Source organism: Xanthobacter versatilis, from assembly GCF_043193975.1.
Taxonomy (GTDB): Bacteria; Pseudomonadota; Alphaproteobacteria; order Rhizobiales; family Xanthobacteraceae; genus Xanthobacter; species Xanthobacter autotrophicus_E.
Window position 1 is genome coordinate 278,595 of record NZ_JBAFVB010000006.1, and the last position, 13,613, is coordinate 292,207.

The 13,613-nt window shown below is 69.1% G+C and carries 12 protein-coding genes; 2 read left to right on the plus strand and 10 right to left on the minus strand.

Going from position 1 to position 13,613, the window contains the following annotated elements; translation table 11 throughout:
• Nucleotides 1-57 precede the first annotated feature (57 nt).
• The 7 genes from V5F66_RS14220 to V5F66_RS14250 all read right to left on the minus strand — a co-directional run bounded on the left by V5F66_RS14220 (nt 58) and on the right by V5F66_RS14250 (nt 7,688).
• Nucleotides 58-609 (minus strand): invasion associated locus B family protein, encoded by a 552-nt coding sequence (locus tag V5F66_RS14220; RefSeq protein ID WP_394006073.1) that lies wholly within the window; start codon nt 607-609, stop codon nt 58-60.
• A gap of 109 nt (nt 610-718) precedes the next feature.
• A complete protein-coding gene (gene xdhB / locus V5F66_RS14225; RefSeq protein WP_394050619.1) occupies nt 719-3,013 on the minus strand; it encodes a xanthine dehydrogenase molybdopterin binding subunit in 2,295 nt (764 codons plus the stop codon).
• Entirely contained in the window at nt 3,010-4,413 is a 1,404-nt protein-coding gene (gene xdhA, locus V5F66_RS14230; protein WP_394094082.1) for a xanthine dehydrogenase small subunit, read from the minus strand. The genes xdhB and xdhA overlap by 4 nt, the downstream gene beginning before the upstream one ends.
• Before the next feature lie 4 nt (nt 4,414-4,417).
• Nucleotides 4,418-5,188 (minus strand): ABC transporter permease, encoded by a 771-nt coding sequence (locus tag V5F66_RS14235; protein WP_012115730.1) that lies wholly within the window; start codon nt 5,186-5,188, stop codon nt 4,418-4,420.
• A 7-nt stretch (nt 5,189-5,195) separates the two neighbouring features.
• On the minus strand, nt 5,196-5,978 hold the full coding sequence (locus V5F66_RS14240) for an ABC transporter ATP-binding protein (protein WP_012115729.1): 783 nt from the start codon (nt 5,976-5,978) through the stop codon (nt 5,196-5,198).
• Nucleotides 5,979-6,020: 42 nt separating this feature from the next.
• Nucleotides 6,021-6,647, minus strand: coding sequence for a glutathione S-transferase family protein (locus tag V5F66_RS14245; RefSeq protein ID WP_012115728.1), 627 nt, complete (start codon nt 6,645-6,647; stop codon nt 6,021-6,023).
• Between the two features lie 33 nt (nt 6,648-6,680).
• On the minus strand, nt 6,681-7,688 hold the full coding sequence (locus V5F66_RS14250; protein WP_012115727.1) for an ABC transporter substrate-binding protein: 1,008 nt from the start codon (nt 7,686-7,688) through the stop codon (nt 6,681-6,683).
• 312 nt (nt 7,689-8,000) lie between these two features.
• Here V5F66_RS14250 and V5F66_RS14255 point away from each other — a divergent pair, with 312 nt between their 5' ends.
• On the plus strand, nt 8,001-9,179 hold the full coding sequence (locus tag V5F66_RS14255) for a glycosyltransferase (protein WP_394094083.1): 1,179 nt from the start codon (nt 8,001-8,003) through the stop codon (nt 9,177-9,179).
• A 114-nt stretch (nt 9,180-9,293) separates the two neighbouring features.
• Here V5F66_RS14255 and V5F66_RS14260 read toward each other — a convergent pair whose 3' ends face one another.
• From V5F66_RS14260 to V5F66_RS14270, 3 genes are all read right to left on the minus strand, one after another.
• A complete protein-coding gene (locus V5F66_RS14260) occupies nt 9,294-10,301 on the minus strand; it encodes a FecR family protein (RefSeq protein WP_394094084.1) in 1,008 nt (335 codons plus the stop codon).
• A gap of 12 nt (nt 10,302-10,313) precedes the next feature.
• Entirely contained in the window at nt 10,314-11,663 is a 1,350-nt protein-coding gene (locus V5F66_RS14265; protein WP_394094085.1) for a tetratricopeptide repeat protein, read from the minus strand.
• A 324-nt stretch (nt 11,664-11,987) separates the two neighbouring features.
• The gene (locus tag V5F66_RS14270; RefSeq protein ID WP_012115723.1) at nt 11,988-12,245 is read right to left on the minus strand and encodes a hypothetical protein; all 258 of its coding nucleotides are present in this window, start codon (nt 12,243-12,245) and stop codon (nt 11,988-11,990) included.
• A 345-nt stretch (nt 12,246-12,590) separates the two neighbouring features.
• On the opposite strand from V5F66_RS14270, the gene V5F66_RS14275 reads away from it, so the two are divergent.
• On the plus strand, nt 12,591-13,532 hold the full coding sequence (locus V5F66_RS14275; RefSeq protein ID WP_394094086.1) for a ring-cleaving dioxygenase: 942 nt from the start codon (nt 12,591-12,593) through the stop codon (nt 13,530-13,532).
• The last annotated feature ends 81 nt before the right edge of the window (nt 13,533-13,613 follow it).

Sequence of the window (13,613 nt, forward strand, 5' to 3'; positions counted from 1 at the left end):
ACCAACGCCCCATTCCACCGGAGTCGGTGCGCCGAGCTCCGCCGGCCGAAAGCCGCCTCAGCCCTTGAGGCTGGCTTCCATGGCTGCGCCGAGGCCCTTGAAGGACAGGGGCAGGATGATGGGACGGCGCGAGCCGTCCTCGAACACGAGGTCGCCCGTACCGGAGCTGGCCTTCAGCGCCGCCAACTGGTCCTTGTCCAGCTCGGTGGAGGCCACACAGAACTGGCCACAGCGCTTGAAGGTGAGCACCACGTCGGTGACGCCGGCAACCTTCAGGGCAACGTTCGTGGGCAGCCACACGCCGGGCGGCGTCAGGACGATGAGGCGGACCGGGCCGCCCTTGTCCGCCCGCACGGCGATATGGGCGAGGATGCCCGAGCCGCCCGTGGGCTGAAGGGTCTGCACCGCCTCGCAGGCGCGCTTCTCGGCCTCGCCCTGGCACCGCACCGTCCAGTCGTCATGGACCGAGCGGGTCACCGTGGCCGGGGCATCGGTGGAGGGCGCGGCGGCGGTCTGGGCGGCGGCGGGTACGGCGAACGCGACGGCCGACACGATCAGTGCGGAGATCCCGGACAGGCGGAAGGCGGGTAGCCGATCGAAAAGCGCCATCTGTTTCGTCCTTTGCGTCGCGTCCTCCCGCCGGCCTGTGGCGCGGGGCGTTGGGGGAGATATCCGACGCGGGGCGCAGGAGGCAACGGGAATCGTGCCTGCCCGTGGGTTATCCGGCCCCGGCATGGCCCCCGCGGAGCGCCACCGCCTCCAGCACCCGCTCGGGCGTCGCCGGCGCATCGAGGCGGATGGGTCCTTCCCCCGCAACGCTGGCGATGGCATCGCGGATGGCAAGCCACACCGAGATGGCAAGCATCAGGGGCGGCTCGCCCACCGCCTTCGAGCGAAGCACCGTCTCTTCCCGGTTGGGCCGATCGAGCAGGTGGACACGGAAATCGGGCGGCACGTCGCGGGAGCCGGGGATCTTGTAGGTGGAGGGGCCACGGGTCGCGAGGCGGCCCTCAGGGGTCCATTTCAGCTCCTCGCAGGTGAGCCAGCCGAGGCCCTGAACGAAGGCGCCTTCCACCTGTCCCAGATCAATGGCCGGGTTCAGGGAGCGGCCGCAATCCTGTACGATCTCGGCCCGCAGCACCCGCACCTCGCCGGTGAGGGTATCCACCGCCACCTCGGCCGCCGCCGCGCCATAGGTATAATAATAGAAGGGCCGGCCCTGCGCGGTGGCGAGGTCGAAATGGATCTTCGGCGTCTTGTAGAAGCCGGCGGCGGAGAGCTGCACCCGCTCCTGCCACGCGAGCTTGGCCGCCTCGCCGAAGGAGAGGCTCTGGTTGCCCGCGCTGACCCGCCCGTCGGCGAACACCACGTCCTCCGCCGGCACCCCGAAACGGGCGCCGACCACACCTGCCATGCGGCCCCGGATCTCCTGCGCCGCGATCAGCGCCGCCATGCCGTTGAGGTCGGAGCCGGAGGACGCCGCCGTGGGCGAGGTGTTGGGCACCTTCGCGGTGCTGGTGGCGGAGACCCGCACATGGTCGAGGGGAATGCCGAAGGCGTCCGCCACCACCTGCGCCACCTTCACGAACAGGCCCTGCCCCATCTCTGTGCCGCCGTGGTTCAAGTGCACCGAGCCGTCGGTGTAGACGTGCACCAGCGCGCCGGCCTGGTTCAGTGTGGTCAGGTTGAACGACACCCCGAACTTGATGGGCATGGTGGCGAGACCCTTGCGGATTATGGGGCTCGTCGCATTGAAAGCCGCAATGTCGCGCCGCCACGCGGCAAGGTCCGCCCTGCCGTCAAGCTCGGCCACCACTTCGGCGATGATGTTGTCCTCCACCTCCTGCCCATAGGGGGTGAGGTTGCGCGGGGCGTCGCCATAGAAATTCGCCGCCCGCACCTCCTCGATGGGGCGACCCAGATGGCGGGCGATGGCCTCCATCACCGCCTCGATGGCCAGCATCCCCTGCGGCGCGCCGAAGCCGCGGAAGGCAGTGTTGGAGACGGTGTTGGTCTTCACCAGCAGCCCGCGATAGCGCGCCGCCGGGATGAAATAGCAATTGTCCGCATGGCACAGGGCGCGCGAGACCACCGCCGGGGAGAGGTCCGCCACATTGCCGCAATCGGCGGCAAGCTCCAGGTCGAGGCCGGCGAGACGCCCCTCGCCGTCGAAGCCCACATTCCAGCGGATGCGGAAGGGATGGCGCTTGCCGGTGGCCTCCATGTCCACGTCGCGCGGCAGGCGCAGTTTCACCGGCTTTCGCGCGTGATGGGCGAGCAGCGCGGCGATGGCGGCGATGATGGTGGCCTGGCTCTCCTTGCCACCGAACGCCCCGCCCATGCGCCGCACCTCCACGGTCACGGCGGCGAACGGCAGCCCGAGCACATGGGCGACGCCGTGCTGCGCCTCGGTGGGGTGCTGGGTGGAGGAATAGACCTGCATGTCGCGGTCCTCCCCCGGCACGGCGATGGCGATCTGGCCTTCGAGATAAAAGTGATCCTGCCCGCCGCAACACACCTCCCCGGTGATGCGATGGGGGGCAGCGGCGAGCGCGGCATCCACATCGCCCCGCCCCACCATCTGGTCGGGCGCGACGCGCGCGCCGGCGGCGAGGGCTTCTTCGAGGTCGAGGAGCGCGGGCAGCTTCTCGTATTCGATCTTCACCAAAGCGGCGGCGGCGCGGGCTTCGTCCAGCGTCGGCGCCGCCACGGCGGCGACCGGGTGACCCACATACTCCACCACCCCCTGCGCCAGAGCCGGCTCACCGGTGCGGATGGGGGCGATGTCGTTGATGCCGGGCACCTCGCCGGCCGCCACCGCCACCACGCCGGGCAGGGCACGGGCGGCGGAGAGGTCGATGGAGACGATCCGCGCATGGGGGTGCGGGCTCAGCACCAGCACGCCATGGAGCAGGCCGGGCGGCTCCGGCATGTCGTCGAGATAGAGCGCACGCCCGCTCACATGGGCGCTGGCGCTCTCGTGGCGGGCGGGAGCATGGACCACGCGGCTCATAGGGCGTGGACCTCGATCGCCACGTCCGGTCGCGTGGTGGCAAGATGCAACCGCCGGACGAGATTGGCCGCCGCCGCCCGGCGATAGGCGGCGCTGGCGCGGTGATCGGAGAGCGGGGCGAAATCGGCCGCGAGCGCCGCCTCGATACCCTCGGGCGCAGCCTCGCCCCACGGGGCACCGGTGAGAGCGGCTTCCAGCGCCCGTGCCCGCTTCGCCCGCTCGGCCATGCCACCGAAGGCGGCCTCGATCGACACCAGCACGCCGTCGGCGATCCGCACGCGGAAGGCGGCGAGCACCGTGGAGATGTCCTGGTCGTGGCGCTTCGAGAGCTTCCAGACGTGAAGCTGCTCGCCCTCGGCAAGGTACGGCAGGCGCAGCGCCGCGATCACCTCGTCCGGCGCCAATGCCGTGGCGCGATAGCCGGTGAGGAAATCGTCCACCTTCATCCAGCGGGAACCCGCCGGCCCGGCCAGTTCCACCTGCGCGTCGAGGGCGAGCAGCACCGGCAGGGTGTCCCCCACCGGGGAGGCGGTGCCGAGATTGCCGCCGAAGGTGCCCAGCGCCCGGATCTGCCGCGAGCCGATGCGCCGGATGAGCGCGCCGAAGGCGGGAAAGGCCGCCTCCACTGCCGGGAGGCCGTCCGCATAGGTCACCGCCGCACCGACGACGAGGCCATCCGGCTCCCGCGTGACACGCTTCAGCTCGGCCACGCGGCGGGTGGAGATGGCGAGGGAAAAACCCCGCCGCTGCTTGGAGGCAATGAGGCCGAGGTCGGTCGCCCCCGCGATCAGCACGGCCTCCGGATGGGTGGCGCGCAGGGCGACGAGATCGGCCAGATTGTCGGGGAACAGGTGCAACTCGCCAGCCGCTCCATGGGCCGTGCTCGGGCGCGGCGCGGCCACGGCTGGCTCGCTCGCCTGAGGGGCGGCACAGAGCGCGCGGGCGGCGTCGACGATGGGGCGATAGCCGGTGCAGCGGCACAGGTTTCCGGCCAGCGCTTCGTGTATCGCTGCGTCATCCGCCGCCCCGTCCTGCTGGAGCACAAAGAGCGACATGACGATGCCCGGCGTGCAGAAGCCGCACTGGGTGCCGTCGCTCTCGGCGAGCACCAGCTGGACAGGATGCAGCGCATCGCCGGTCGCCAGCCCCTCCACCGTCTTCACCAGAGCGCCGTCGAGCTGCGACAGCAGCATGAGGCAGGCATTGGCCGCCTGCCAGCGCACCCCCTCCCCATCCGCCCGTCCGATGGCGATGGTGCAGGCGCCGCAATCGCCTTCGGCGCAGCCTTCCTTGGTGCCGGTGAGATGGGCTCTTGTGCGCAGATAATCGAGCACGGTCGTGGAGGGGGCAGCTGTCGCCTCCCGCACGCTTTCGCCGTTCAGCACGAAGGCGATGGCCACCCGGTCAGCCTCCCGCGCCGGTGGAGGAGCGGAACGCCCAGGCCACCATGCGGCGCTCGAAGGCGGCGAAAATGGCGTACATGAGGATGCCCTCCACCGCGAGCGCCAGCAGGCCCGCGAACACCAGCGGCATCTGGAAGTTGGAACCCGCCTGCACCATCAGATGACCCACCCCCGCATTGGCGCCGATGGTCTCCGACACCACCGCGCCGACGAAGGCGAGCGTGATGCCCACCTTCAGCGCCCCGAACAGATAGGGGCCGGTGCGCGGGATGCCCACCTTGCGCATGATGTCGAGTTTGGAGGCGCCCAGTGCCCGCAGCACGTCTTCCAGCTCCGGCTCGGTGGTAGCAAGGCCGGTGGCCACGTTCACCACGATGGGAAAGAAGGAGATGAGGAAGGCGGTGAGGATGGCAGGGATCTCGCCGATGCCGAACCACATGATGAGGATGGGCACCACCGCCACCTTGGGCACCGAGTTGAACCCGATCATCACCGGGTAGAGCCCGCGATAGATGGTGCGCGACCAGCCCACAACCATGCCCAACGCGATGCCGAACACCACGGCGATGGCAAAGCCGGCCATGGTGGTCCACAGGGTGACGAAGGAGTTTTTGAGCAGCGGCCACCAGTATTTGCCCATGGCGGCGAAAATATCGGTGGGCGCGGGCAGGATGAAGGTGTCGATCCGGAACAGGCGGCACGCCGCCTCCCAGATCACGAACAGGCCCACGGTGAAGGCGACGGGGGCGATATCCTCGGCGGAGAGCTTCATCTTCATCTCACGCCGCCTGCCGGGCTTCGGCGATCTTGCCGCGCAGTTCGTGCACCAGCTGGGTGAAGTCCGGCGTGTAGCAGACATCGAGATCGCGCGGGCGCGGGAAGTCCACCGCCCGCGTCTCCGCGATGCGGCCGGGGCGCGCGCTCATCACATGGATGGTGTCGGCGAGGAAACCGGCCTCGCGCAGGTCGTGGGTCACCAGGATCACCGTGAAGCCGAGCTTCTGCCAGAGGTCGCGTAGCACGCACCACAATTCCTCGCGGGTGAAGGCGTCCAGCGCCGCGAACGGCTCGTCCAGCATGAGCAGCGCCGGCTCGTGGATGAGGGCACGGCACAGGGAGGCCCGCTGCTGCATGCCGCCGGACATCTCCCACGGAAACCGGTCGGCGAAGGCGCCAAGTCCCACCACATTGAGCAGCGCCATGGCCTTGTCCTGGAACGCGGCCTTGTCACGGGAGAAACGCTGGCGATAGGGCGGCACGATCTCCAGCGGCAGCATCACGTTGGCGAGCACGGTGCGCCACGGCAGCAGATTGGCGTTCTGGAACGCCATGCCGGCAAGCTTCACCGGGCCGGTGACGGGCTTGCCCTCCACCGCCACGGTGCCAGAGGTGGGGCGGATGAGGCCCGTCACCAGCTTCATCAGCGTGGACTTGCCGCAGCCGGACGGCCCCACCACGGCGGCAAACTCGCCCCGCCGCACATGGAGCGTGGTGCCGGCCAGCGCCGTCACCGGGCCGGTTCGGCCGGGATAGGTGAGGGTCACGTTGTCGAGGGCGATCACGACGGGCCTTTCGGATCTGGAGCGGCCGCATGGCCGCCGTCGTCAACTTGCGCGGGGCAGGATCTCGTCGAGCGGCGGGATGAGGTTGATGCCGGGCAGCGCGGCGACCCGATCCACCCATGCGAGCACCGCCGGCCACTGCGCGAGGTCGAAGTCCGCCTCCTCGGCGCGATGGGTGTAGGCGAACAAAGCGAGGTCGGCGATGGTCGGCCCCTCCCCCACGAGCCATGGCTCGCCCGCAAGGTGCTGCTCCATCACATCCAGCGCGGCGGCACCTCGGGTGGCGCAGTCGGCCAGCCGCGCCTCGTGGAGATGCGCCTGCCGCAGCCACGATTTCAGATAGCGCGCCACGGCGATATAGGGCTCGTGGCTGTACTGCTCGAAGAACAGCCACTCATGCACGCGGGTGCGCGCAAGGCCGGGCGGCGGCAGCCACGGCGTGCCTTCGGCGAAATGCAGAAGGATGGCGTTGCTTTCCCTCAGCGCCGTCCCGTCGTCGAGCACGACGACGGGAACCTTGCCAATGGCATTGAGTGCGAGGAAATCCGCCGAGCGGGTACCGGCGGCGCCGCTCGATGTCTCCACCCATTCGAAGTCGTGGCCGGTGAGGCTCAGAATCTGCGCCGCCTTCCAGCAATTGCCCGACCCGTTCATCCCATAGATGCGCATCACCGCTCCTGATCGCCCTTACGGCTTGAGGCCTTAAAGCTTCCGCTCAGCCGCCGGCGGCAGGTATTCCCCGGTGAAGATGTCCGCCGCCGTGGGCTTGGCCTTGAAGTCGTAGGTGACGGCCACCTGATCGATGGATTTCGCAAGCCGCGCCGGGTCCACGTCGCCCACGCCGTTGGCCTTAACCCAGGCTGTGACGATGTTGTCGCGCAGGGCCATTTCGAGGCGCGCCAACTCGATGGCCTCGTCCGCGGTCTCGTTGCGCTTCATCACCGAGGCGATGGCGGCCTTGGGATCGCGGGCGGTCTCGATGATGCCCTTGATGGTGGCCTTCACGAAGCCCTTCACCACCTCGGGATGGGCCTTGGCATAGTCCGGGTTCACCATGATGGCGTTGCCGTAGAGCACCAGCCCATACTTGGACATGAGCATTACCACGATGTCCTCGGCGGGCACGCCCTTCTGCCGCAGGTTGAAGAAGGAGGAGAAGGAGAAGCCGGTGATGGCGTCCACCTGGCCCGCCGCCAGCATGGGCTCGCGGACGGGGAAGCCCACGTTTTCGATCTTCACCTTGTCGGCGTCGATGCCGTTCTCCTTCACGAAGGCCTTCCACTGAGCGAAGGCGCCGTCGGGCGCGGGGGCGCCCAGGGTCTTGCCCTCCAGGTCCTTCGGCTTGGCGATGCCGGTCTTCTTCAGCGTGACGATGGAGAAGGGCGGCTCGTCATAGACCATGAGCACGGCCTTCACCGCCTTGTCCGGATTCTGGTCGCGGAACTTCATCAGCGAGTTGATGTCGAAGAAGCCGATGGGATAGGTGCCCGCCGCCACCCGCGCGATGCCGGCCACCGAGCCCGGCCCGGAGTCGATGGTGACGTTGAGGCCTTCCGCCTTGTAGTAGCCCTTGTCCAGCGCCACGAAATAGGGCGCGGACGGCCCCTCGAACTTCCAGTCGAGGGCGAATTTCACGTCGGTCTCGGCCACGGCCGGCGCCACCGCGAGAAGGGTGAGCGCGGCGGCCAGAAGAGTACGTAACGGCGTCATGCAAGGCTCCTCCCGGGATTCCGGTCCTGTGGCGTTGTCCGCGCCAGATCCACCCCGGCGCGGCGTGACCTGTGTCGTCGGCCTGCCGCGGGAACAGCAACCCGCGTGCCAAGGTTCCGCGCTTTGCACCGGCCGGCTCGCGTTCCGGAAGGCCGGCTCCGCGCCTCGCCGAGCGCAGGGTAAATCTGCCCACCCATTGAGCATCCTGTCGCCGTCCTGCGCAATGATCCTGCGCATTGCGGTGCGCTGGACAAGTGGCTCCGCCTCCGCCATCCCGGAAGCGCCGGAGAGCAGTCAGGGAGATCACGGACGATGCGGGCGAAGCGTGTGCTGCTGGCGTGGGAGCAGGGAGCCGGCTTCGGCCATACGACGCAGCTCTCCCGCCTCGGCCGCAGGCTCATGGCCGCAGGCAACGAGGTGGTGGCGGCGGTCCGCTATCCACAATTGTCGGCCCCCCTCGCCGAGGCAGGCATCCGGGTGATCCAATCGCCGATCTGGCCGCCGCCGCCCCAGCGCCCCGAAGACGCAGTGCCCGCCTCGGCCACCCTCTCCGACAGCCTCGGGCGTGCCGGCCTGCGCGATCCTGCCAGCGTGCGGATGGCACTAAGGGGCTGGCGCGCCATCCTGGACGCGGAGCAGCCCGACCTGATGGTGTGCGACTACGCCCCCCTCGCCGCTCCCGCCGCGCAGGGCCGCTGCGCCATCATGCAGGCCGGCACCGCCTATTGCCTGCCGCCGGCGGACCTCGAGCAGATGCCGGTGCTGCACGAGATCGCCCCGCCGGTCCACCGGGACGCCGATCTTCTGGCCAGCGTCAACAGCGCGCTCGCGGATGAGGGCATGGCACAGCTGCCGCGCATCGGCGCCCTGTTTGCGGGGGACGACGTGTTCGTGCGCACCTTCCCGCTCATCGACCCCTATGCGGACCTCCGGGAGCGGCAGGCTGAGGGGCCGATTCTCGGCACGCCGTTCACCCGGATGCGGCCCGGCGCGCGCGGCATCTTCGCCTATCTTCACGTCCAGGTGGCGAGCCGCCCGGATGTGATGGAGGCTCTGCGCGCCCTGGGGCCGGAGCTGGAGATCCATATTCCCGGCGCCGCCGAAGGCCTGACCGAGCCCTTGCGCACCGCCGGCGTCCATGTCCACGCCAAGCCGGCGCAGATGGCCGAGGTGCTGTCGCGCAGCCGCCTGGTGCTGCACCAGGGCAGTGCCGGCATCGCCACCGAGGCGCTGCTGGCCGGCGTGCCGCAGGTGACGCTCAGCGTCCACGGCGAGCATTACCTGAACGGCGAGTGCCTCGCTGCCGCCGGCCTCAGCCACAATGTGCCGCTGTTCGATCCCCGGGTGCGGGTGGCGGTGGAAACCATCCGCGCCATGCATGCGGACGAGGAGGCCCTGCTCATGGCCGAGGCGGCGGGGCGCATGCACCGGGCGATGCTGGCCGAGGATCCCCTCGACGTGCTCACCCGGCGCTGTCTCGCATTGCTGTGAGCGGCCGCGAGCGAACCTGCTGGCAAGTTTTCTGTCGGGCCCTGGCAGCGCACCGCGGCCACTGGTCAGGCCGCGGCCGCCAGCGCCGCGGCGCCGGGTTCGGTCGATGCCCGCTCAGTCGGCCAGGACGCCGCGCGGGCGGCCGAAGCCACCGATGCCGCCGCCGATGCCGCCGGGATTGCCCTGCGGCAGCTGCGGCACCACCACCGGCCCTGCCGCGAAATAGCCACCCGGACCGCCGCCGCCGCAATTGTAGCTGTAAGGCGGGCACGGCGCCTGCGGCACGAGCGGAATGAGCACGTTCGCCTGGTTCTGCTGCGCTGCCTGCTGGGCGACGAGGTCGGCCTCGCCCTTCAGGTCGGTGTTCACATAGCGGCAGGAGGCGGCGGCCAGATCCATGGTGGTCTGGCCCTGCACCGGGATGGAACAGGGATGGCTGGAACCGCGGTCGATGCCGGTCACGTCCGGCGTCGGCTCGGGCCGACCGCCGTTCTGGCCGGTGCGGCTGCGGGTCTGGGCGATGATGGCGTCGATCTGGCCCTGCGGCACGCGGGTTGGCCCGGTGATGCCGGCGCGGTTGACCGTGACCATGAAGCCGGGCCGGCGCACCACCACCGTCTCGCCCGAAGGCCCGACGATGGTCAGCGTGCCGAACTGGAGGATGGCCTGGGTCTCGCCGTCGCGATGGAGGATGGCCGCGACGCCGCCACGAATGCCGATGGTGGCCACCGGGGTCTTCACCTCCGCCCCGTCCGAATGGCTCGCATTGCCGCCCACGAAGCGCACCGCGCCCTTGGTGAGGGAAATGGCCATGGACCCCTTCTTGGCGTTGGGGTCGTAGACGAACTCGTCGATCAGGAGGTTGGAATTGGGGCCGATGTTCAGCGTGGTCTTGTCCACGAACAGGACCTGGACGCTGCCGGTGCTGCTGGTCTCGATGCGCTCGCGATGGACGATGTTGGAGCCGAGCTCCAGCGTGCGCGTCCCTGAGCCGGTGGAGCGCGGGTTGACCGCGGCGGCGGTGCCCACCGACTGGCTCTGGGCGAGCGCCGGGCCAGTGGCGGCGATGAGGGCGAGGGAGGCGACGGAGGCCAGAAGCCGCGCAGGGGTGCTGATGGGCATGTGCGGCGCTCCTCAGAACCGGACGTTCGGGCCGACGGTGACGCTGAAATTGTCGAACGCGTAGTTCGGCAGCGTCGACTGCGACCAGCTGTACTGGACCTGCGTCAGCAGACCCCACTGCTCGTGGACCGGCACATCGAGGGCGAGGCCCACGCGATACTGGTCGTTCACCTGGGTGATGAAGCTGTTGATGTAGGGATTGGGCGCGTCATAGCTGTAGCGCGAATAGCCGACGCTCGGGATCGCCACCCACCGCCGCACGCCCCACAAGCCCTGGAATTCCACCGGCACGGCGAGGTCGAAGGCGAAGTTGTCGTAGGAATACCAGGGCACGTCGCCACTGGCATTGTTGTAGGCGACGCGCGCGCGCCAGCCGGACGCGTCGGTGAGCCGGCCGGAGAGGTTGGCGCCAAGGGTCCACATGTCGCCGCTCTGCAGGCTGGCGGTGGGGTAGTCCCGCGAGTTCTGGTACTCGCGCTGGCGCACCTCGGCGAACGGCTCGATGGCGAAATACATGCTGAACGGCGCGTAGAGCGACACGCCCGCGCCATAGGTGCCCAGATAGCTGTCGCCACCCAGCGCGATGCCACCGGCGATCACATAGGCGCGGATGGACGAGCCGGGCAGTTGGTCCGGCAGCAGCGCGAAACGTGGGCCGGTGTTGAACTCGGCATAGCCGAGATTGAGGTTCTCCAGCTGGAACTGCTGGGAATAATAGAGGTTGGCGTTGCTTTCCCAGACATCGCCGCGCTGGTTGCCGAAGTCATAGACATGGCGGACCGTGGCGAGGGCGAAGGCATTGCCGTCCGCCTGCTTGGTGGCGCCCGGCGGCAGCAGGGCGGTGAGATCCTGCCCGAGCACCAGGCGGCTCGACGGGCCGTAATTGGCGTTGGACTGGTAGCGCACGCCTACCTGGGCATAGACGGTGATCTGGTTGGGATCGAGCCGCCGGGAAATCTCCACCAGATAGGCGGCGATATTGTCCCGCTCGGCGCTGGTGAGCGCCGGGGCCTCGGCGATGGGCTCGAAATAGGAGCGGGCGGATTCGTAGGCGCCGAGCCGGTAATAGAGGCGCGCCAGCTCCAGCTTCACCCGCACCAGATTGGGATTGTAGAATAGGATCCGCTCGTAGACGCCGATGGCGGCTTCATAGTCGCCCACCTCGATGGCGCGCCGCGCCAGCCGAAAGGCGAGTTCCACGTCCGACGGGCGCTTCAGCGACTGCTGGAACAGGGTATTGAATTCGGGATCGGCATTGGCGACCGCCGTCTGCTGCGCAACGGCCGGCGCCACGCCCATGCCCGGCAAGCCGCTCAGCGCCATGGCACCGACAGCCAGGGCGCCCACCGCAAGGGCCCTCACCGCGCGCCTCAGACCCATCGCCGGGGCGACCGATCGCTTTCTGATTTCCGCATGTGTCCGCACTACCAGCATGCCTGATCTCTCCGGCGTTTGCTGGCAAGGCCCCGCCCCTTGCCCTTAAGTGCTCCTTAACACTTCACCTCCGGAAAAGGGATTCCGCAGCGGCTGGAAACGTCCGGCAGACTGAACATTTCCTGACAGGAAGAGCATTTTTGCCACAGGCACGCATGTCTTGCGTCACCTTGCTACCGCATCAACTTTGCGCCAGCCGAAACGCCCCGGACACCGCGGCGCCTCCCGGGCCGCGGTGTCCGGGGCCGACACTCAACGCACCACGCAGCCGCGGGGGTAGCCCGGACGGGTGCAATAGATCACCCGGCGCGGGGCGACCACGACGGCGCCCGCCGCCGGCGCCGGGTGCACCACCACTGCGCCGGTGGGACGCACGACGCATCCCTTCGGGTAGCCGACGGCCCGGCAATAGACCACCGCCTGGCTGGAGCCCGCGCTCGCCATGAGCCCGGCGCCTGCCACCGCCCCCAGAAGAGCGAGCCGGACCGCATGAGTCCTGAATGTCGTCATTGGAACCTCCCGACCGCCGCCCGGCATGAAGCCCCCGGGGGAGCGGCTTGATTGCGCGACCCCTTGTCCGAGGTCGCCTTGGCCGAAACCGCGAGACCGCCCGTCGCCACCCACCCGCATCCGGGACAGCACCGATCGCGCGCCTCACCGGCATTGGGCATCGCTGCCCGGGAAAAGCAATGAGCGACCGCCGGTCGCCCCCAGAAGGCTCCGCCGAAGCCACACCGAGAGCGCCAGCCTCGCACTTCTACATTGCATATACGCAATGAACTCGAACTTTATATCATCAGTTCATTGCTTAAATTAACTCCAACGCCGGACGCCACCGGCGAGGAGATCGCCATCATGACCAGCAACGGCATCCACCACGTCACCGCCATCGCCGGCTCGGCCCAGCGCAACCTCGACTTCTACACCGCCACCCTCGGGCTCCGGCTGGTGAAGAAGACCGTCAATTTCGACGATCCCGGCACCTATCATTTCTACTTCGGCGACGACGCCGGCCGCCCCGGCTCCATCCTCACCTTCTTCCCGTGGGAGCATGCGGACGAGGGCCGTGCCGGCGTCGGCGAGACCCAGGAGACGGCGTTCCGCATTCCGGAGGCCTCCATCGGCTACTGGACCGGGCGGCTGATCGCCCGAGGCCTTGCCCCGGAGCTGCCGGAGAAGCGCTTCGGCGCCTCGGTGATCGGCTTCAAGGACCCGGACGGCATGCGCCTCGCCCTGGTGGGGGTCCCCGGCATCGACGCGGAGCCGGCCTGGACCGGCGGCGAGGTGCCGGCGGAGCATGCCATTCGCGGCCTGCACTCGGTCACCCTGCTGCTCAAGGAGGCCGGCGCCACCGCCGCCATCCTCACCGACGTGTTCGGCTTTGCCGAGACCGGCCGCGAGGGTACCCGCATCCGCTTCACCGCGGGCGGGGCGGAGGACGGTGGGATCGGCACCATCGTGGATATCCGCGAGGCCGGCGGCTTCCTGTCGGGCCGGCAGGGGCGTGGCAGCGTGCACCACATCGCCTTCCGCGCCGCCGACGATGCTGCCCAGGCCGAAATGGTGGAGCGCCTCACCGCCCATCACGGGGCGCGCGTCACCGGCCAGCGGGACCGCAATTACTTCCGCTCGGTCTATTTCCGCGAGCCAGGCGGCGTGCTGTTCGAGATCGCCACCGACGATCCCGGCTTCGCGGTGGACGAGGCCCCCGAAAGCCTCGGCGAGGCCCTGAAGCTGCCGGCCCAGTACGAGGCCCATCGCGCCGAGATCGAGGCGACCCTGCCCGCCGTCGCCTGACCCTGCCCTGCCCGGCCGCCCTGTGCGGCCGGGTGTCTGCCCCTTTCATGAACGGCGGCTGCGGTGCCGACCAGATCGGCC